The sequence below is a fragment of the Faecalibacterium sp. I4-3-84 genome (assembly GCF_023347255.1).
GTDB classification, from domain to species: domain Bacteria; phylum Bacillota; class Clostridia; order Oscillospirales; family Ruminococcaceae; genus Faecalibacterium; species Faecalibacterium taiwanense.
Genome location: NZ_CP094466.1, coordinates 487,602 through 508,093, shown reverse-complemented (window position 1 = coordinate 508,093; position 20,492 = coordinate 487,602). Strand labels below are relative to the sequence as shown.

Sequence of the window (20,492 nt, the reverse complement as noted above, 5' to 3'; positions counted from 1 at the left end):
GCTTCGGCCGGGCGGCAGGGAAATGCCACCACACACAAGATAAAGGAGAACAAAATGAAGAACTACAAGCAGACTGCCTCCGACGTACTGCGTCTGGTTGGCGGCGAGAAGAACGTTGTGCAGGTCGAGCACTGCTCCACCCGCCTGCGCTTCACTCTGGCAGACACCTCCAAGGTGGATGCTGCAGCCCTGAAAAAGACTGCCGGTGTTATGGGCGTTATTTCCAGCGGCCCGCAGTGTCAGGTGGTCATCGGCAACGATGTCATCGAAGTGTACGATGAGCTGCTCAAGCTGGGCACCTTCAACGCAGGTCAGGCTGCAGCTCCTGCTGCCCCCAAGGGCAAAAAAGAGATCGGCGGCATTATTCTGGACTACATGGTCGGCATCTTCCAGCCGCTGGTCCCCGCCATTGCAGGTGCAGGCGTTCTGAAGGCTCTGATGGTGCTGCTGAGCACTCTGGGCCTGATGAGCAGCGGAGATATCGCCTATAAGGTGTTTGTCGGCGTGGCAGATGCAGCTCTGTACTACCTGCCCGTCATGGTCGCCTTCACCACTGCAACCAAGTTCAACTGCAACAAGCTGGTGTCGGTGGCTCTGGCTGCTGCCATGATCCACCCCAGCGTTTCCGCTCTGCTGGCTACTGAGGGCGGTGCTTACTTCCTCGGCATCAAGCTGCAGAACATCGCTTACGGCGGACAGGTATTCCCGGCTATCCTGACCGTCATTTTCATGTCCTTTATTGAAAAGTGGGCCAACAAGTGGTGCCCCAAGGCCATCCGCGTGTTCTTTGTGCCCATGCTGTGCTTCGGCATCGGCTTCCCTGTGGCACTGGTCGTCCTCGGACCTCTGGGCTACAACATCGGTGCTCTGCTGACCACCGTGATCCTGGCTCTGTACAACACGCTGGGCTGGCTGGCCGTTGCTCTGCTGGCTGCCGTGCTGCCGTTCATGATCTCCATGGGCATGCACAAGGCTCTGGTCCCCTACGCAGTTGCTTCTATTTCTGACCCCGGCTTTGAAATGCTGTACATGCCTGCTTCTCTGGCACACAACATCTCTGAGGGCGGTGCCTGCCTGGGTGTTGCTCTGAAAACTAAGGACGAAAACCTGCGCGCTACCGCGATCTCCGCTGGCATCTCCGGCCTGTTCGGCATCACCGAGCCTGCTCTGTACGGTGTTACCCTGCAGCACAAGAAGGTCATGATGTCCGTTGTGGCCTCCAGCTTCATCGGCGGTCTGTTCGTTGGCCTGATGAAGGTCAAGGCATTCGTTGCCATGGGCCCCGGTCTGGCTGGCATGGCCATGTTCGTTGACCCGGATAACGGCAAGAACATCCTGTGGGCTGCAGTTGGTCTGGTGATCTCCGTTGTGGCCTCCTTCGCATTGTCCTTCTTCCTGTATAAGGACGAGACCCCCGCAGAGGATGAGACCGCTGCACCCGCTCCCGAGACTGCTGCAGACGCAGCAACTGCGGATTCCACCATCAGCAGCCCCCTGCAGGGCAAGGCCATTGCTCTGGAAGAGGTCAAGGATGAAGTTTTCTCCCAGAAGATCCTGGGCGACGGCATCGCTGTGGTGCCCGAAAAGGGCGAGCTGTATGCCCCTGCAGACGGCGTGATCGAGTCCGTGTTCGGCACCAAGCACGCCATCTCCATGAAGACCGCTGCCGGTGCTGAACTGCTCATGCACATCGGCATGGACACCGTCAAGCGCGATGGCAAGGGCTTTGATCCGCAGGTCAAGGACGGCGAGACTGTCAAGAAGGGCCAGCTGCTGATGAAGTTTGACCTTGACGGAATCAAAGCAGACGGTTATGATGTAACTACCCCCATCGTCGTGACCAACGCCGATGAGTTCACCATCAAGACTGTGGCCGAGGGCGCTGTGGTGCCCGGTGCCGCACTGCTGAAACTGGAGGCAAATAAATGAGTTTCCCCAAAGGCTTTTTCTGGGGCGGCGCTGTTGCCGCGAACCAGGTAGAGGGCGCATGGAACGTGGATGGCAAAGGCCCCAGCGTGGCCGATGTTGCCACCTACAAGCCCAACACCGACGTGAAGGATTACAAGTCCCATGTTGCCATGGACGACGCACACATTGCTGCCGCCATGGCCGACCCGGATGATACCTATTATCCCAAGCGCCGCGGCATCGACTTCTACCATCATTACAAAGAAGACCTGAAGCTGTTTGCCGAGATGGGCTTTACCATGCTGCGCGTTTCCATTGCATGGACCCGCATCTTCCCCACCGGCGAGGAAGCAGAGCCGAACGAAAAGGGCCTGCAGTTCTACAGCGACCTGTTCGCTGAGATGCACAAGAACGGCATCGAGCCGCTGGTCACGCTGAGCCACTACGAAATGCCGCTGGCACTGGCCACCAAGTACAATGGCTGGGTGGATCGCCGCGTGATCGACTGCTTTGCAAAGTTCTGCCATGCGTGCTTTGAGCGCTACAAGGATCAGGTCAAGTACTGGCTCACCTTCAACGAGGTGGACAGCGTGATCCGTCACCCGTTCACCACCGCCGGCATCATCCCCAGCCGCGTGCCCGAGGATAAGATGCTGGAGACCTGCTATCAGGCCCTGCACCACCAGCTGGTGGCCAGCGCTATGGTAGTAAAGGACTGCCACGAGATCATCCCCGGCAGCAAGGTGGGCTGCATGCTGACCAAGCTCACCACCTATGCCCGCACCTGCGCACCCGATGATGAGCTGGCTACTCAGGCAAAGAATCTGGAAAACCTGTTCTATGCCGATGTGCATGTCTGGGGCGAGTACCCCCGCCTGATCCTCAAGATGTTCGAGCGCAAGGGCATCCATGTGGAAATGCTGCCCGAGGATGCCGCCACCCTGAAGGCAGGCTGTGTGGACTTTGTTTCCTGCAGCTACTATATGACCATGACCGAGTCTGTGGACCCGAACGCAGAGCGTACTCCTGGCAACACCGTGCTGGGTGTCAAGAACCCGTATCTGCCCTCCACCGACTGGGGCTGGCAGATCGACCCCAAGGGCCTGCGCTACAGCCTGATCGAGCTGTACGACCGTTACCGCAAGCCGCTGATGGTGGTGGAGAACGGCATGGGTGCCAAGGACGTGGTGGAGGCCGACGGCTCCATCCACGACCCCTACCGTGTAGAGTACTTCCGCCAGCACATCAGCGAAATGGGCAAGGCCATCGACGAGGGTGTTGAGATGTGGGGCTACACCACATGGGCACCCATCGACCTGATCTCTGCATCCACCAACCAGATGTCCAAACGCTATGGCTTTATCTATGTGGATCAGGATGATCTGGGCAACGGTACTCTGGCCCGCAGCCGTAAGGACAGTTTCTACTGGTACAAGAAGGTCATTGCTTCCAACGGCGAAGATCTGGACTAAGCGGCAGTCTTAAGGTTTCAACGGAAGGAGGAGGAACCGATGCACATTCAGAAGGTGCTGAACAGCAGTGTTGTGCTGGTGCAGGATGACAGCGGCGAGGAATCCATCCTGCTGGGCAAGGGCATCGGCTATGGCCGCAAGGCGGGCGAGCCCATTGAACGGCAGCCCTCAGACCGCGTGTTCCTTCCATTGTCCAACCCGGACGCACAGCCTATGCTGGAGCTGTTTTCCAGCATTCCGGCATCCTATCTGGAACTGACGCAGGACATTGTGGACGACGCAGAGCAGTCGCTGGGAGTCAAGCTTTCGGCGCACATCTATCTGCTGCTGACCGACCACCTGCATTTTGCAGTGGAGCGCCAGCAAAAGGGCCTTGTGGTGACCAACCGCATCTTCTGGGAAATCAAGCATTTTTATCCCAAGGAGTACGCGGTGGGCCAGCGCGGCCTGCAGAAGGTAAAGGCAAAGCTTGGCATCGAGCTGCCGGACGAAGAGGCAGGCAACATCGCCTTCCATATCGTCAACGCCCGGCAGGACCCGCAGGCCGGCTACGATGCCATGCGGGCAGCGCAGCTGATCGGTGAGCTGTCCAACATTGTCACCTACAGTATGCACTGCCCGGTGAGCACCGAGAGCATCCACTATGCGCGGTTCGTGAGCCACCTGCAGTATTTTGCCGAGCGGTTCTTCTCCGGCAAACTGATGGACAGCGAGGACGACTTTTTGTTCCAGCAGATGCAGCAGAATTATCCGGCAGCGGTGACCTGCGCGGAAAAAATACGCACCTTTGTGCTGCGCAAGTACGGCGTGTTTTTGCCCAACGAGGAAACCGCTTATCTGGCGCTGCATGTGGCGCGGCTGACGAGCGGCAAATAAAATCAGAAAAAGGGGAGAGCTGCCTTGCGGAAGGCGGCTCTCCTTTTGGGCTTTTACAACACAAGACGGAAAAGAGGAAGAACAATGCAGATCAGCATTCTTTTGGCCCAGCAAATCGCACAGCTGTTCCTGATCCTGATCATGGGCTATGCTGTGGTCAAAGCAGGGCTGCTGAAGGCCAGCGACAGCCGGGTGCTCTCGGTGGTCATGGTGTATCTGGTCACGCCCTGCGTGATCATCAACGCATTCCAGATCGACGATACGCCGGAGATCCGCAAGGGACTTTTGTACTCCATGGCGATTGCGGCGGCTATCCATGTAGTGCTGCTGGTGCTCAGCGCCCTGTTGAGCCGCCCGCTCAAGCTGGATGCCGTGGAGCAGGTGAATGTGATCTACAGCAACGCCGCTGCACTGGTGATCCCGTTGGTCAAGGCTCTGATGGGCGATGCGTATGTCATTTACTCCTGCGCATTCATCATTGTGCAGCTGGTGCTGCTGTGGACCCACGCCAGTTCCCTTTTGCAGGGCAGCAGTGCGCTGGACTGGAAAAAGGTGCTCACCAATATCAACATGATCGCCATTGCAGCCGGTGCACTGCTGTACTGGTTCCGTGTGGTGCTGCCTGCACCGCTGCAGAATACCATGAGCACAGTGGGCAACATGATGGGACCGATGGGCATGCTGCTGGCCGGTATGGCCATTGCAGAAAAGCCGCTGCGGGAGGTGTTCTGCACCCGCCGCAACTATCTGCCCACAGTGCTGCGTCTGGTGGTATGCCCGCTGGTGGTTCTGGTGCTGCTGTGGGTCTGCCATGCATCCAGCTGGGTGGCCGACGGCAAGAACATCCTGATGACGGTCTACCTTGCCGCCATCACCCCTGCCTGTGCTACTGTTACCTCCATGGCTCAGCTCTATGACCGCGATGCGGCGCATTCCAGCGCGCTGTATGTGCTGACCACTCTGCTTTCCATTGTGTCTATGCCGGTAATGATCGGCCTGTTCGATCTGCTGCTGTGATGAGCTGCGCTTATTCCCTCTGCCAAAATACAATAGAAAGGAACCAATCTCAATGAATCAACCCAGAGACAAGGGCCTGAACGGCAACGAAAAGATCGAGCAGGCGGTAGCCGCCCTGCAGCAGGAGCCCACACAGGAACAGCTGGCCCACACCCTTACCGTGATCCGGCGGCGCATAAAGGAGCATGGCCAGCTTGTCGTGGCGGTGGAGCCCAATCTGGGCAGTGAACAGATGCAGCTGCGGGCCATCCGGACGGCCGATGGCGCAAGCTGGTGGTATGCATTCACCAGCTTTGACGAGGAAATGAAGGGAGCCGAGCCGGTGCAGTCCACCTTTCTTGTGGATATGGAAAAGCTGTTTGATGCAGCGCTTGCCGTGCCGGAGATCAGCGGCATCATCCTGAACCCGTGGAACCGCACCATCCAGCTGGATAAGACCCTCATCCGCATTATCAAGGGTGTATGAGTGCGCACCGCAAACCTGCGATACATGGAGGAAACAAAAATGTTCAGACCCATGAGAAGAGCCAGCCGCGCCATCCCGGAAGAAGCTGCAAAGCACCTGCTGCAGCAGTCCCGGCGGGGCGTGCTGGCAGTGAACGGCGACAACGGCTATCCCTTTGCGATCCCGGTAAATTATTACTACGATCAGGAGCACGACAAAATCTACTTCCACGGTGCAAAGTCCGGCCAGAAGGTGGACGCGCTGAAACAGAATGATAAGGTATGCTTTACCGTTTACGGTAACGAACACTTTGAGCCGGGCGACTGGGCACCTTATGTGCAGAGCACCGTAGTGTTTGGCCGCTGCCATCTGATCGACGATGCCGCTGCTACCGAGGCCCGCGTGCGGGAGCTTGGCATGAAGTATTACCCCGGCAAGGAAGAGGTGGAAAAGGAAATTGCGCTGGGCATCAAGGCCGTGCAGCTTTACGAGATCACCATTGAGCACCTCACCGGCAAACAGATCCAGGAAAAGTAAAAATAAAACAGGGGACTGTTGCAAAATAAAAATGCGATAGAAACTTGCACAAAGAAATAGCACAAAATCAAAAACCCGGAGCCTTTTTTAAGCCGATTTGGCTGTGAAAAGGTTCCGGGTTTTGTGCATTGTTTTTTCAGAGAGCTATTTTGCAACAGTCCCGTATAGATCAGTTTGCAGGGAAAGGCCCGGCAGTTATCTGTGTTCCGGGCGTTTTGGGGGCCGCCTTGGTCAGCATCTGCTGGAACTTGCGGGCTGCCGTGTTCAGCGGGCGGTGATGGTCGTACACAAGGCAGATGGAGCGCTGAGGGATGATCTCCTGCAGATGCAGCTGTACGATCTCACCGCGGGCCAGTGCATCCTGTGCCATGGACTGGGGCAGGAACGCAATGCCCAGCTCACTTTTGACAAGTGTCAGCATCTGGTCGGTGGTGGCAGCCTCGGTATCCGGCTTCAGCACCGCACCGTGATCCAGAAAGAACTGCCGGTAAAAGGCGCGGGTCATGCTTTCGTCGCTCAGGGAGATCAGCGGATAATTGTTCAGCTCCTTCAGCGAAAGGTTCTGGCTGGCAAGGGCAGTAAAGGTCCTGCCGCCCACAAGCACCTCATAAAAGGGCTTCAGCTCCACCATTTTCAGGCCGCTTTCCACCTCGGCAGGGGTGGTGATGACGGCAAAATCCACCTCGCCGTTTTTCACGGCCTGCAAAGCCTGCGGCGTGGAGTGGTTGGAGATGCGCAGGCGGATGCCGGGATAGTCCGTGTGGAAGGCGTGCAGCTTTTCTGCAAGGTAGATGTTCAGCGCAGTTTCGGTAGCGCTGATGCTGATCGCACCGTGTTCCAGCGTGGCGCTGGCGCTCAGCTCTTCTTCTGCATCCTGGATCTGCACCGCCGCAGATGCAATGCGGGAGTAAAGCAGTTCACCCTCCGGGGTAAGGGTAACGCCGCGGTTGGAGCGGATGAACAGTACGCAATTCAGCTGGCTTTCCAGCCGGTTCATCGAGTGGGTGATGTTGGGCTGGTTGTTGCCCAGCACCCGCGCGGCTTTGGTGAAATTCTGATATTTCGCGACATAATAAAAGATTTTGTAATATTCCCAGTCCACATACATAGCGGCGTGCCCTCTTTCATGTCAATTTTGTATCGTGACCATGTGCAGGATACTTTTTACACATTCTCTGCTTGCTAGTATAATAACACCGCAATCAAAAATTGCAAGAGGGAATTCAAAAGTATAAAGTGGTTTGAACGGAGGCGGTTCTTATGTCTGAGATCAAAAAGGTCGTGCTGGCCTATTCCGGCGGTCTGGATACTTCCATTATCATCCCATGGCTGAAAGAGCATTACAACAACTGCGAGGTCATTGCAGTGTGCGGCAATGTGGGCCAGAAGGGCGAGCTGGAAGGTCTGGAAGAGCGCGCCAAGGCAAGCGGTGCTTCCAAGCTGTACGTAGAAGATCTGACCGATGAATTTGTGGAGGATTACGTCATCCCCACCATGCAGGCCGGGGCCGATTACGAGGGCTATCTGCTGGGCACCAGCTTTGCACGGCCCATTCTGGCAAAGCGTGTGGTGGAGATCGCCCGCGCCGAGGGTGCAGATGCCGTGTGCCACGGCAGCACCGGCAAGGGCAACGATCAGGTGCGCTTTGAACTGGCCATCATGCACTTTGCACCGGACCTGAAGATCATCACTCCGTGGCGTGAGTGGGATATCCAGAGCCGTGACGAAGAGATCGACTATGCCGAGGCACATCACATCCCGCTGAAGATCAACCGCGAGACCAACTACTCCAAGGATAAGAACCTGTGGCACCTGAGCCATGAGGGCCTTGACCTTGAGGATCCGGGCAACGAGCCGCAGTACGATAAGCCGGGCTTTTTGGAGCTGGGTGTCAGCCCCAAGACCGCACCGGACAAGTCCGAGTTCGTGGAGCTGGCATTTGAAAAGGGCGTGCCGGTGAGCCTGAACGGCGAAAAGATGAAGCCCGCCGTCCTCATTGCCAAGCTGAATGAGATCGGCGGCCGCAATGGCATCGGCCTGTACGATGTGGTGGAGAACCGTCTGGTGGGCATGAAGAGCCGCGGTGTGTACGAGACGCCCGGCGGTACCATCCTCTATAAGGCTCATGAGGTGCTGGAAACTTTGACGCTGGATAAGCTCACTGCCCACAAAAAGCGCGAGCTGGCCATCACATTTGGTGAGCTGGTCTATGACGGCCAGTGGTTCAGCCCCCTGCGCAAAGCTCTGAGTGCCTTCGTCACATCCACGCAGGAAAACGTTACCGGTAAGGTGCGTCTGGAGTTGTACAAGGGCAACATGATCAATGCCGGTGTTTGGTCTCCGTATTCCCTCTACCGTGAGGACATTGCAACTTTTGCCGCCGGCGGCGACTACAAGCAGAGTGATGCTACCGGTTTTATCAGCATCTATGGTCTGCCCACCAAGGTACAGGCTATTGTAAATAACGAAAAAGAAGGTAAATAAGAAGTTATGCTTACCGCAGTTACTGGTATCAATTGGGGCGATGAGGGCAAGGGCCGCGTCATCGATCTGTTAGCCGAACATGCCGATGTTGTTGCCCGCTATCAGGGCGGCAACAATGCCGGCCACACCGTTGTAACGGAGCAGGGCAAGTTCATCCTGAACCTGCTGCCCTCCGGCATCCTGCACCCGGACGTTGTCTGTGTACTGGGTGCGGGCATGGTGATCGACCTCGACCATCTGGCCGGAGAAATGGATGCCATTGAGGAGCGTGGCGTAAAGGTAGGCTCAGAAAACCTGAAACTTTCAGATAAGGCCACCATCTCCATGCCGTGGCACAAGGTGCAGGACGGTTTGGAAGAGGACCGCCTTGCCCAGAAGGGTGCGGCCTTTGGTTCTACCCGCCGCGGCATTGCCTACGCCTACAGCGACAAATACCGCAAAAAGACCCTGCGTCTGGGCGATCTGCTGCATCTGGACGAAAAGCGCGTGCAGGAACGCCTGCACATGATCCTGGAATCCAAGAATCTGGAGCTGGGTGGCTGCTATCATCAGGAACCCATGAGCTACGATGCTCTGCTGGAATGGTGCCGGATGCAGGCCGGACAGTTTGCACCGTATATCTGTGATGTGGGTGCATTTTTACAGCAGGCTCACGACAGCGGCAAGCGCATCGTGCTGGAAGCCCAGCTGGGTGCCATGCGCGATATCGATTACGGTATCTTCCCGTTCACTTCCAGCTCCAACACGCTGGCAGCCTATGCGCCGCTGGGCGCAGGCATTCCGAACTGCCGTCTTGACCATGTGGTGGGTGTGCTGAAAGCCTACTCCACCTGCGTGGGTGCAGGCCCCTTTGCCGCCGAGAACGCCATGAGCGAGGATTGGAATGAACAGCTGCGCAAGGCAGGCGGCGAGTATGGTGCGGCCACCGGCCGTCCGCGCCGTGTCGGCCCCTTCGACTGTGTGGCCAGCCGCTACGGCCTTACCTGTCAGGGCGCAGACAAGATCGCCCTGACGAAGCTGGATGTGCTCAGCAGCATGAAAGAGATCCCGGTGATCACCGGTTACACATTGGATGGCGTGCAAGTCCCCAGCTTCGACCCGCTGTCCGACCTTGACCGTGTAGAGCCGGTGGTCACTATGCTGCCCGGCTGGAACAAGGATATCTCCGGCTGCAAGAGCTGGGATGAGCTGCCCAAAGAGGCCAAGGCTTACGTGGAATTTCTGGAAAAGCAGCTGGGCCATGAGATCCAGTTCGTCTCCACCGGAGCCGAGCGCGAGAAGTTCGTGCTGAAAGGAGAATGGCTGTGAGACACTTTATTGAGCCCAACAGCTTTTCTCTGGAAGAGCAGCTGGCCCTTCTGGATCTTGCCGACCGGATGGAGGCCGACCCGGCACCCTATGCCCACCTGTGCGATGGGCGCATTCTGGCCACCCTGTTCTACGAGCCTTCCACCCGCACCCGCCTTTCGTTTGAATCGGCCATGCTGCGGCTGGGCGGCAAGACACTGGGCTTTGCAGGGGCACAGCTTTCTTCCGCCAGCAAGGGCGAGACGGTGGAGGACACCGCCCGCGTGGTGAGCAACTACGCCGATGTGATCGCCATGCGCCACCCCAAAGAGGGCGCACCGCTGCGGGCATCCCTTTCTGCACGTGTGCCGGTGATCAATGCAGGCGACGGTGGGCACGCGCATCCCAGCCAGACCATGATCGACCTCATGACGATCCGCCAGCGCAAGGGGCGGCTGGATCATTTGACTATCGGCTTCTGCGGCGACCTTAAGTTTGGCCGCACGGTCCACTCCCTGACCGCTGCGCTGAGCCAGTTTGAGGGCAACCGATTCGTGTTCATCTCGCCGGAAGATCTGCGCCTGCCGCAGTATGTGAAAAATGAATCGCTGGAGCCGACCCATCAGATCTATAAGGAAACGGCTGACCTTGAAGCCGAGCTGCCGCATCTGGATGTGTTGTACATGACTCGTATCCAGCAGGAGCGCTTTTTCAACGAGGAAGAATACCTGCGCTTGAAAGGCTGCTACCAGCTGGACGAAGCGCTGCTGCAGAAGGCACCGCAGGATATGCCGGTGCTGCATCCGCTGCCCCGCATCGACGAGATCAAAAAGGATGTGGATGACGACCCGCGTGCCGCCTACTTTGATCAAGTGCACAATGGCGTGTATATCCGCATGGCCATCATTCTGGCATTGCTTGATATCCCTGATCCAGTTACCGGCAAAAAGGTGCTGGAAGCATGATATAAACCTCTTCCCCGAATCCTAAAAAGAAAGCCGGGCAGACCGCAGTCTGCCCGGCTTTCTGATATTACTTTAATCCACCACCGGAATGTTCAGCCCGAATTCCAGCGGGCGGAAGCGGGGGCAGACGTTCTCGGTGATGCAGATGACCGATGCGGCCAGTCGGCTGCCGATCTCGCAGGACTCGGCCAGCGTTTTGCCGTAGGTCAGGCCGATGGTGGTGCCGGCAAAGAAGGCATCGCCTGCGCCGGTGGTGTCAATCACATCCACCTTCTTGGCAGGCACCACGCCGCACTCGCCGTTGGCGCGGGCATATACGGCACCCTGACCGCCCATGGTGATCACCATACTGGGAATGTTGGCGCTGTGCACATTGGCGGCCAGAACCCTGCACATTTCGTCCGGGGCCAGATGGCCGTAATCATCGGAGAACAGCAGCCCGGCTTCCTGCTGGTTGCACACAAAGCAATCGATCTGCTGCAGGAAATCCCGGCGCTCCATGGCAATACTCATGTTGGAAATGGCCGCAAAAACCTTTTTGTTGTACTTTTTGGCGTAGTGCAGCACCTGTTTTACAGTATCTTTTTCCAGATCCAGCTCCAGCGCAATGGCATCGCAGTCGGCAAAGATCTCGTCGCCCTTTTCCTTTAAAAGGCCGGTGAGGGGAGTGGTGTCCGGCCGCTTGGAAATGGCTGCATGCACATCGCCGTCGTTGTCAAAGATGGCCAGCCAGGTGCCCATGCCGTCCGGCACGCGCTGGATGTACTTGGTGTTCACCTTGTGGTTCTCCAGCTTGTTGATCACATCCTGTCCCATGCCGGTGTCGTCCACCAGACTGACAAAGGTAGGGCGCAGCTCTACATTGGCGATATCCTCCACCACGTTGCGGCTCACTCCGCCGTGTACCTGCTCAATGCGGCCGGCATTGCGCCCGCCCGGAATATAGGCGGAAAGGGGATAGCCTTTGATATCCACAAAAACAGCACCGAGCACAACGATTCCCATAGCAAAAAACCTTTCTGAACAAGAAATATTTACGTTTATTATACCGTATTCTGACACAATGCGCCATCCCTTTTGCGCAAAAACTCCGCAAAGGTCAGGCAAGGGCTGTCTGCGCTGTGCGCACCAGATATTCCATGGCTTGCATCGGGTACTGTCCGGCAGCAGTCTCACCGGTCAGCATGACGCTGGCAGCACCGTCCAATACGGCGTTGTAGATGTCGCTCACCTCGGCCCGGGTGGGCACCGCGCGGGTGCACATGCTGTCCAGCATCTGGGTCACTACCATAAAGGGCACGCCTGCAGCCCGGCAGGCGGCGGAAAGCTGCTTCTGGCAGCGGGGCAGCTCCCACAGCGGCATGGCATTGCCAAGGTCTCCGCGGGCGATCACCACCTCATCCACAAGGTGGATGAATTCCGGCAGGGCACGCACACCGGTCATGTTTTCAATTTTGGCAAAGATACGGATATCCGCAGCCCCGGCTTCTTCCAGCGCATGGCGCAGGGCCAGAATATCTGCTTTGCCGCGCACAAAAGGCAGCATCACACCGGTAACACCGCACTGCTTTGCAATTTTCAGGTTCTGCAGGTCTTCCTCCGTCAGGGTAGGCGAGGGCACCGCAAGGCCCGGTGCAGCAATGCTTTTGCGGCTCTGCAGGGTGCCGCCGCGCACCACGGTGCACACAAGGACTTCCGGCAATGCCTGTGTGACCTGCACCAGAAGCTTGCCGTCGTCCAGCAGAAGCTGCTGTCCGGGCGCAGCCGCCTGTACCAGAGCTGCCGGGCAAGGTACGCCGTCTGCGCCAAGGCGTACAGAGCTGCCCTCAACCAGAGCAACAGGCTCTGCCAGCGTGCCGATGCGCAGTTCCGGCCCCTGCAGGTCGATCAGCAGCTGACGGATGCCGGCTGCGCGGATCATGGCCAGCCAGTCGGTGTGCGCCGCCAGCGGTCCGTGGGAAAGATTCATGCGGATGCCGGTCATGCCGACTTCCACCATGTGCTGCAAGATCGCCGGCTGTGCGCAGGCCGGGCCGATGGTACCATAAAAATCCAAGGTTCATTCCCTCGATTCATTTTTTATTTCTAATGTATATTGTAACATGAACTGTCCGGGTTGAAAAGAGCCGGACACAGGCAGAATAAGGGAATTGAAAAAGTGCGGTAGCAGCCTGCGCAGGGAAATTGCGAAAAATCAAAGACCCGGAACCTTTTTAGAGCCGTTTTGGCCCTGAAAAAGTTCCGGGTATCGTACAGTATTTTTTGAATGCTTTTTATCGGCAAAGGCCGAGACGCTTTTTGAAGCCCTCCCACAGGCGCACCACCCGCTCCCGCGGCAGGAAATAGTTTACCAGCAGCGCAACGATCACACCAATGGCGGTGTCCAGAATGGAGCGCGCCCGGCAGCTGAACCTTGTGCCGGGGGATATCTTGTTCCGCAAGGTGTTCTGCTTTACCCGCAAGGACGGCGATTGCTGGGTGCACTGTGTGGCGCGGGTACCGGTACACCTGCCCGAATAACAAAAGAGGCTGCTGCACATCGTTTTAGCCGAAAGTGCAACAGCCTCTTTTTGTTGTGGGCAATCAGCCCTCCGATGCAAAAAATTCTTTGGTCAGCCTGACCACTGTGCCGGAAAGCAGCAGCAACGCGAGCAGGTTCGGAATGCTCATCAGGCCGTTGAAGGTATCGGCGATGCTCCACAGCAGGCCCAGATCCATCGTTGCGCCCAGAATGGACACAAAGGAGTAGACCAGAAAGAAGGGCTTTGCCACCTTATCGCTGCGGCACAGGAACACGAGGAACCGGGAACCGTACAGGCCCCAGCCGATGATGGTGGAAAAAGCAAAGCAGCACAGGGCCACGGCGGTAAAGATGGAAGCCCAGCCGCCGTAGGTAGTGGTAAAGCCGCTGATGGTCAGCTCTGCACCGGCGGCGGTGCCGTAGTTCACGGTGGTGCCGCTGCACAGAATGACCATGGCAGTCAGGGTGCAGATGACGATGGTATCGGCAAACACTTCAAAGATGCCGAACATGCCCTGCTTGGCCGGCTTTTTGGTGTCGGCGCAGGCGTGAGCAATGGAACCGGTGCCAAGGCCGGCCTCGTTGGAGAAAATGCCGCGGGACACACCCTTCTGCATACTGACGAACAGGCTGCCGATGGTGCCGCCGGTGAACGCTGCCGGGTTGAACGCACCCGCAATGATGGACTCGAACACATAGGGCAGGCGCTCAAAGTTCAGCACCATAACGCCCACGGACAGCACGATGTAGAACAGAGCCATAAAGGGCACCAGCTTTTCGCTCACGCTGCCAATGCGCTTGATGCCGCCCAGCAGCACCATGGCCACCAGCATGGCCACTGCGATGCCAACCACGAGGTTCAGGGTAGAAAGCGCACCGCCGCCCACCACGCCGTACTCCAGCAGAGCGGTATCGATGGCGGCAACGATGGTATTTACCTGTGTGGCATTGCCGGTGCCAAACACGGTCAGCACGCCAAACAGGGAATACAGCACAGCAAGAAACTGCCAATGCTTGCTCAGGCCGTTTTTAATGTAGTACATGGGGCCGCCTACCCATTCGCCCGCCTCGCTGCGCTCACGGTAGTGCACCGCCAGCGTGACCTCGGCAAACTTGGTGCACATGCCCAGCAGGGCAGAACACCACATCCAGAACACGGCACCCGGTCCGCCAATGGCGATCGCGCCTGCCACACCGGCAATGTTGCCGGTGCCCACGGTGCCGGCCAGCGCGGTGCACACCGCCTGAAAGGGGGTCATGGCACCATCGGAAGCGTCTTTTTTGCGGAACATGCGTCCAATGGTGGTCTTGATGGCGTAGGGAAATTTGCGGATCTGCAAAAAGCCCGTGCGAACGCTCAGGAGCAGGCCTACGCCGATGATGCACACCATGGCGGGCACGCCCCAGATGAATTGGTTGACCGCCTGATTGACGGCCGTGATCGTCTCGATCATATTTTTCCCACATCCTCTGTTAAATTGCGCTTTTCCAGCCGAAATGCCGGAAAACAAACATCTTATTCTACCGCAGTTTTTGCGTACTGTCAAATAAAATGCACAAAAAAGAGGGAGGGTTTTTGGCAAACTCTCCCTCAACTGCTTGAAACTATTTTATTTTACTTGGTCTTCGCCGTCCAGCGCTTTCAAGAAGGCTCAGCACTTTCCAACTGCCTTGCGGTACACCGGGTAAGCCACGATGGCGGACAGCACTTCGGTGATCCAGAATGCATGCCACACGCCGTTGGCACCATGGAAATGGCACAGCACAGCGGCCAGCGGCATGATGAATACGATGTAGCGGCACAGCGAGATGACCAGCGATTCTGCGCCCTTGCCAAGGCCTTCCAGTGCACCAGAAGAGGTGGTGGATACGGCAGAAACCACAAAGCCCAGACAGATGATGCGCAGGGCAGTCTGGCCGATGGCGACGGTTTCGGGGTTGGAGGTGAACAGCTGCATCAGCGGGCGGGAAGCGAACAGGCAGATGACCGTGCCCGCAGCCATGATGACAGCACTCATGATGAGGGTGAGTTCATAGAGCTTTTTCACGCGGGCGTGCTGCTTGGCACCGTAATTGTAGCCAATGAGCGGGCGCATACCCTGCACGATGCCGTTGGCGGGCAGATACAGGAAGGTCTGCAGCTTGTAGTAAATGCCCAGCACCACCACGTAGCTCTGGGAAAAGCCCGCCAGCAGGCCGTTCAGGAAGGTGACCAGCAGAGAGGGCAGGGCCAGATTGAGGATGGCCGGCACGCCGATGGCATACAGTCTGCCGTCTAGTGCGGCATACAGTCTGCCGTCTAGTGCGGCATCCGGGCGCAGGCAGCTGCGGCGCAGTCGGACAGGCAGCTCAGTACGGACGTAAACGAAGAGGTAAACGCACAGGCTCAGCAGCTGGCCGATGCCGGTGGCAAGGGCCGCACCCGCAATGCCCATGGCAGGCACCGGGCCAAGGCCGAAGATCAGGATGGGGTCCAGAATGATGTTGCACACACAGCCGAAGATCAGCGCCGCCATAGTCACCTTCATGCGGCCCACGGCCTGAAACATCTTTTCAAAGGCCAGTGCCGCCATGTTGATGGTGGCAAACAGGAATACGATGGTGGAGTAGGTGATGCCGGATGCGATCAGGCCTGCGTCGCTGGTGAACCGGCGCAAAAAGCCCGGCATGATGGCGATGCTGACAATGGTGATGAGAATGCCGTGCATCAGGCTCAGCGCCATACCGTGGGTGGCGGCAGTCTCGGCCTTTTTGTGGTCGCCTGCGCCAAGGTACAGTGCGATCATGGCATTGATGCCAATGCCAAAGCCAATGGCAATGGCGTTGGCAAAGTTCTGGATGGGATACACCAGACTGAGGGCAGTCATGGCATCCTCACTGATGCGAGCCACGAACAGGCTGTCCACGATGTTGTACAGGCTGTTCACCAGCATGGAGATAACGTTCGGCAGTGCCATGGATACCAGCAGCGGCAGCACCGGTTTTTCTTTCATAAAGGTCTCGTTCATAGTGTTTGCATTGCTCCTGTAGAGAAAAGAAATGAATTACTGCAGCCGCGGAATCGTCAGGGCGAGACTGCTCGAAAACAAACGCAGACGCAAAAAAGCCACACAATGGCTTTTTTGAAGTCATTGTGTGGCGAAAAGTAGCATACTGCTGTAAAAATCCACACGAATTTTATTAACTGTAGGATAACACGGCTTCCGGCAGATGTCAAGAGGTCAAACGGATAAAGTATGACTTTTATAGACTTGACCATTTTTCACCGGGAGGCTAAAATAAAAATAGATACTTTATAAAATAAGGAGAATCCTGCCATGAAATGGATGATCGCATCCGACCTGCACGGGTCGGCGTTTTATTGCAAAAAAATGATCAAAGCGTTTGAGCGGGAGAGAGCAGACCGGCTGCTTTTGCTGGGGGATCTTTTGTATCACGGCCCCCGCAACGACCTGCCGGAGGGCTATGCCCCGAAGGAGGTCATCCCGCTCCTGAACGGGCTGAAGCCGGCGCTTTTGTGCGTGCGGGGCAACTGTGACGCTGAGGTGGATCAGATGGTGCTGGATTTTCCCATTCTGGCCGACTATGCGGTGCTGCCGGTGGGCAGGCGGCTCGTTTACGCTACCCACGGTCATGTACACAACCTGAAAAAACTGCCGCCGCTGGCTCCGGGGGATGTCCTGCTGCATGGCCACACCCACATTCCGGCGTGGACAGAGTTCGGCGAAGGCAATCTCTACCTGAACCCCGGTTCTGTGAGCATCCCGAAGGAGGGGAGCGCACATAGCTATATGACACTGGAAGGGGAGACTTTCCTTTGGAAAACGCTGGAAGGCGAAGTGTACCGGGAGCTGGAGCTGTGATGGGGGCAATGGAGCTGGAAGAGAAAACGGTTCAGATCCGGGATGATTTCGACCCGGACAAAATTCTGGAAAGCGGCCAGTGCTTTCGCCCCCGGAAGCAGGCGGAGGGCTGGTATCGGTTTGTTTCCGGGAGACAGCTGCTTTACCTCAGACCACTGCGCAGCGGAACCTACACGGTGCGGTGTGAGCCGGGCGCATGGGAAACCTTCTGGCACGGTTACTTCGACCTTGGCCGCAGCTATGCCGCCCTGCGCGGAAAGCTGGACAGCCGGGACGACTTTCTGCAGCGTGCCATGGAATATGGCCGGGGCATCCGGGTGCTGCGTCAGGATGAGTGGGAGATGCTGGTCAGCTTCATCATCTCGCAGCGAAAGAGCATCCCGGCTATCCGCAGGGCGGTAGAGCTGCTTTCGGAGCGGTTTGGCGAGCGGCTGGGCAGCGATAGCGAAGGGCCGGTGTATACGTTCCCGACAGCAGAAGCGCTCTGCTGTGCCGGGGAGCAGGCGCTGCAGGAGTGCGGTCTTGGCTACCGCACCCGCTACGTGCTGCATGCGGCGCAGCAGGCGGCAGAGGGCACACTGGACCTGAAGAAGCTGGCTTCCCTGCCCGATGAAGCACTTTTTGCCCGTTTGATGGAACTGGACGGTGTGGGCAAAAAGGTGGCAAACTGCGTGTGTCTGTTCGGCTATGGCCGTGTGGGCCGTGTGCCGGTGGATGTCTGGATCGAACGGCTCATCCGGGACGAGTTTGCCGGGCAGGACCCGTTCCCGCAGTTCGGGCTGGAAGCAGGCATCGTGCAGCAGTACCTGTTCTTTTATAAAAGAAGCGTGGGATGAGAACCGCGGAGCCGCAGGCAGGAGCGTAGGATCATCCGCTAAGCAAAAAAGGCAACGGCTTCCTCTGTTTGAGGAAAACCGCTGCCTTTTTATCATTTTACCGCCTGCTTTAATCGTTCCAGATCTTCTGCATCCGGGTGAGAAAGGGCGTTGTCAAAATTCTCGATCAGCGCATCCAGATTGGGCAGATGGATCGGCTGCTTTTTCATGCCCTCATACCGCTGGCGTACCGAAAGCGGCATCTTGCCCTGACACATATAACGGCCGAAGACTGTGTTGCTCCTGTCCAGCGAACCCTCCACCTTTTTCAGGATCTTGTTGAAATACTCCTCACTGCCGCCAAAGCCGGCGGTGCCAAAAAGGAAGATATTTTTGCCGTGCAGCTGCTTCAAAAAGTCCAAAGTGCTTTCGTCAGCGTTTCCCTTGTCTGTCCAGAAGCCCACATAGAGGTCGTCCGCTTCCATGGCAGCAGGGTCCGGGGTGCCAAAATAGCAGCAGTTTTCCTGTGGCAGACAGGCGTGCAGCGTGTCTGCCAATAATTTTGTGTTGCCTGTTTTACTGCTGAATACGATCGCGTAGCTCATAATCTCTCCTTTGGTCGGTAACAACAAAAAACACCACACGTTTCCGTGCGGTGCTTTTCCTTCTGGTGGAGAATACCGGGATCGAACCGGTGACCTCTTGCATGCCATGCAAGCGCTCTCCCGAACGGTATCGAAACACACCCCCAGAAAATCGTGTGTGAATGGGTATCATTTGGCGTTAATACGATATGGGCGGCAAGCAGCGCATTATGACACTGTATTCAGAAAGCGATTTGGACCTTCCGTTCGGAAAAAACGGAAAATTTTCATTCCGACTTGGGTATACTCCTGTTGTGTCCGACATGAAGAAAACCGTTCGGAAAGCTGCCGCATCGTCTTTCCCCACATGGACGTTAGCTGTATGGGATATGGATGCTGCAACATTATATATGGTCAAATACGACAGAAGTCATTGATTTTCTTTGTTTATCTGTGATACCATTCGTTATGAGTCCAATTGCATTGCTCTCTTCGCCTATGGTGGAGACTACAGCTTTCCGAAAAACACAGCGAGGTGACCATTTTTGAAACGTCGAACTTTTCTTGTCTGCACCGCTGCACTTTTTTGCGGTGCACTTCTGGCAGGGGGCTGCACTCAAAAAACTTCTCAGCCTGTCCTTCAGCAAATCGAATACTCCAATTTGGCAGATTCGGATACACAGGCTCTTCTTTCCAATCTTTTGCAGAATGCCGGCGTATCCGACCTGCGGATACGGACCTTCTTTGATCATGTGCAGAAGTTCAACAATGCTGTGGACCCGGCATGGCTCACCACAGGTTTTGAAAACGCCAAGCCTTTGGATCTGAAATACGATCCTTACTCCATGCAGGACGCATGGACAGAAAAATACGATACCTTCCCCGGCTGGAACTGTCGGATCACCGCTTGTGGGCTGTTCGGTGATTTTATCACCGTCACGGGCAAGGCAGACCTTGACTCAGCCGAGGACACCCTGTTTATGGACTATGAAACACTGGATTCTGACCCGGAATCCCTTTGCGGCGATGAACGGCAAAAGTTTGATGCGCTGTTCGCCCCGGTCAAAACTACCAATACGACCGATATTCCTACCCATTTGAAAACGATTCAGCAGGAATGGAAGAAACGCGGCCTCTCCTTCGTAGAAGATGATAAGATCCGTCTCGTCTCTGTGGTCCTGCATGATCAGTTCTCTGAAACGGACAATTCTCTTATGATCGGTCATGTCGGCGTTATGCTTCCCACATCGGATGCGGTATATTTCGTCGAAAAGGTCGCTTTTCAGGAGCCGTATCGCTTATTGAAGTTCAAAAATCGGACCGAGTTGAGCGATTATCTGATGCTGAAATACGACAACTCGTGGGGACAGGATACTGCCCACACCTTTATTCTGGAAAATTCAGACCTGATGGACGGCTGGCGCATTCTTGACGAACCGGAAAACGCAAGCTAAAAGCATCCAATTCATTGGGAGCCGTTCGGTCTGACAGACGATTCGCCCTCTGATACCAAAAGGACGCTGCAGCCTCTCGCCCAGAGGCGGCAGCGTCCTTTTTCATATCGGAATGTTTTGTTCGCAGGGGAACTCCGGGCTTATGACAGGGTCACGATGAACGTACCGGTTTATACCGAACGGTAGATTGCAGACAGGATTACGGTTGGCTGCTCCGATAAGCTGAAACAGAAAACCGGTGACTTTCTCCATTGCGGAAAGTCA

The 20,492-nt window shown here is 56.5% G+C and carries 19 protein-coding genes; 12 read left to right on the top strand and 7 right to left on the bottom strand.

Annotation, left to right across the window (positions count from 1 at the left end; all coding sequences use genetic code 11):
• Positions 1–54 precede the first annotated feature (54 nt).
• The 6 genes from MTP41_RS02440 (at position 55) to MTP41_RS02415 (ending at position 6,255) form a co-directional block, all read left to right on the top strand.
• Positions 55–1,929, top strand: coding sequence for a beta-glucoside-specific PTS transporter subunit IIABC (locus MTP41_RS02440; protein WP_249236114.1), 1,875 nt, complete (start codon positions 55–57; stop codon positions 1,927–1,929).
• Positions 1,926–3,380 carry a glycoside hydrolase family 1 protein gene (locus MTP41_RS02435; RefSeq protein ID WP_120080156.1) on the top strand — a complete coding sequence of 485 codons (1,455 nt, stop codon included), beginning with the start codon at positions 1,926–1,928 and terminating at the stop codon, positions 3,378–3,380. Before MTP41_RS02440 ends, MTP41_RS02435 begins: the two co-directional genes overlap by 4 nt.
• A 39-nt stretch (positions 3,381–3,419) precedes the next feature.
• Entirely contained in the window at positions 3,420–4,256 is an 837-nt protein-coding gene (locus tag MTP41_RS02430) for a PRD domain-containing protein (RefSeq protein ID WP_005945634.1), read from the top strand.
• Between the two features lie 84 nt (positions 4,257–4,340).
• Positions 4,341–5,273, top strand: coding sequence for an AEC family transporter (locus MTP41_RS02425; protein ID WP_118526151.1), 933 nt, complete (start codon positions 4,341–4,343; stop codon positions 5,271–5,273).
• Between the two features lie 52 nt (positions 5,274–5,325).
• Positions 5,326–5,739, top strand: coding sequence for an SseB family protein (locus MTP41_RS02420; RefSeq protein ID WP_249236113.1), 414 nt, complete (start codon positions 5,326–5,328; stop codon positions 5,737–5,739).
• 39 nt (positions 5,740–5,778) lie between these two features.
• Entirely contained in the window at positions 5,779–6,255 is a 477-nt protein-coding gene (locus MTP41_RS02415; protein WP_097777552.1) for a pyridoxamine 5'-phosphate oxidase family protein, read from the top strand.
• Positions 6,256–6,424: 169 nt separating this feature from the next.
• On the opposite strand, the gene MTP41_RS02410 is transcribed toward MTP41_RS02415, so the two are convergent.
• Positions 6,425–7,363, bottom strand: a complete 939-nt coding sequence (locus tag MTP41_RS02410; protein ID WP_249236112.1) for a LysR family transcriptional regulator — start codon at positions 7,361–7,363, stop codon at positions 6,425–6,427.
• Positions 7,364–7,515: 152 nt separating this feature from the next.
• On the opposite strand from MTP41_RS02410, the gene MTP41_RS02405 reads away from it, so the two are divergent.
• The 3 genes from MTP41_RS02405 to pyrB are packed head-to-tail and all read left to right on the top strand — an operon-like array spanning position 7,516 to position 10,991.
• The gene (locus MTP41_RS02405) at positions 7,516–8,739 is read left to right on the top strand and encodes an argininosuccinate synthase (protein ID WP_097775311.1); all 1,224 of its coding nucleotides are present in this window, start codon (positions 7,516–7,518) and stop codon (positions 8,737–8,739) included.
• A gap of 6 nt (positions 8,740–8,745) precedes the next feature.
• Positions 8,746–10,047, top strand: a complete 1,302-nt coding sequence (locus MTP41_RS02400) for an adenylosuccinate synthase (protein ID WP_249236111.1) — start codon at positions 8,746–8,748, stop codon at positions 10,045–10,047.
• Positions 10,044–10,991 carry an aspartate carbamoyltransferase gene (gene pyrB / locus MTP41_RS02395; protein ID WP_044954226.1) on the top strand — a complete coding sequence of 316 codons (948 nt, stop codon included), beginning with the start codon at positions 10,044–10,046 and terminating at the stop codon, positions 10,989–10,991. The genes MTP41_RS02400 and pyrB overlap by 4 nt, the downstream gene beginning before the upstream one ends.
• A 72-nt stretch (positions 10,992–11,063) precedes the next feature.
• Here pyrB and MTP41_RS02390 read toward each other — a convergent pair whose 3' ends face one another.
• The 5 genes from MTP41_RS02390 to MTP41_RS02370 all read right to left on the bottom strand — a co-directional run bounded on the left by MTP41_RS02390 (position 11,064) and on the right by MTP41_RS02370 (position 16,520).
• Positions 11,064–11,996: a carbohydrate kinase family protein gene (locus MTP41_RS02390; RefSeq protein ID WP_097775313.1), complete on the bottom strand. Its 933-nt coding sequence runs from the start codon at positions 11,994–11,996 to the stop codon at positions 11,064–11,066.
• 94 nt (positions 11,997–12,090) lie between these two features.
• Positions 12,091–13,047, bottom strand: a complete 957-nt coding sequence (locus tag MTP41_RS02385; protein ID WP_249236110.1) for a pyruvate kinase — start codon at positions 13,045–13,047, stop codon at positions 12,091–12,093.
• Positions 13,048–13,264: 217 nt separating this feature from the next.
• The gene (locus tag MTP41_RS02380) at positions 13,265–13,432 is read right to left on the bottom strand and encodes a hypothetical protein (protein ID WP_249236109.1); all 168 of its coding nucleotides are present in this window, start codon (positions 13,430–13,432) and stop codon (positions 13,265–13,267) included.
• A 142-nt stretch (positions 13,433–13,574) separates the two neighbouring features.
• On the bottom strand, positions 13,575–14,966 hold the full coding sequence (locus tag MTP41_RS02375; RefSeq protein ID WP_097777557.1) for an alanine/glycine:cation symporter family protein: 1,392 nt from the start codon (positions 14,964–14,966) through the stop codon (positions 13,575–13,577).
• 198 nt (positions 14,967–15,164) lie between these two features.
• On the bottom strand, positions 15,165–16,520 hold the full coding sequence (locus tag MTP41_RS02370) for an MATE family efflux transporter (protein ID WP_249236108.1): 1,356 nt from the start codon (positions 16,518–16,520) through the stop codon (positions 15,165–15,167).
• Between the two features lie 309 nt (positions 16,521–16,829).
• On the opposite strand from MTP41_RS02370, the gene yfcE reads away from it, so the two are divergent.
• Both yfcE and MTP41_RS02360 read left to right on the top strand, forming a co-directional pair.
• Complete coding sequence (gene yfcE, locus MTP41_RS02365) at positions 16,830–17,375, top strand: phosphodiesterase (protein WP_118526133.1); 546 nt, start codon at positions 16,830–16,832, stop codon at positions 17,373–17,375.
• Positions 17,375–18,211 (top strand): DNA-3-methyladenine glycosylase family protein, encoded by an 837-nt coding sequence (locus MTP41_RS02360; RefSeq protein ID WP_120020316.1) that lies wholly within the window; start codon positions 17,375–17,377, stop codon positions 18,209–18,211. The genes yfcE and MTP41_RS02360 overlap by 1 nt, the downstream gene beginning before the upstream one ends.
• Before the next feature lie 92 nt (positions 18,212–18,303).
• On the opposite strand, the gene bilS is transcribed toward MTP41_RS02360, so the two are convergent.
• Positions 18,304–18,795 carry a flavodoxin family protein BilS gene (bilS, locus tag MTP41_RS02355; RefSeq protein ID WP_249236107.1) on the bottom strand — a complete coding sequence of 164 codons (492 nt, stop codon included), beginning with the start codon at positions 18,793–18,795 and terminating at the stop codon, positions 18,304–18,306.
• A gap of 641 nt (positions 18,796–19,436) precedes the next feature.
• Here bilS and MTP41_RS02350 point away from each other — a divergent pair.
• Positions 19,437–20,228, top strand: coding sequence for a DUF4300 family protein (locus tag MTP41_RS02350; protein WP_249236106.1), 792 nt, complete (start codon positions 19,437–19,439; stop codon positions 20,226–20,228).
• Positions 20,229–20,492 lie beyond the last annotated feature (264 nt).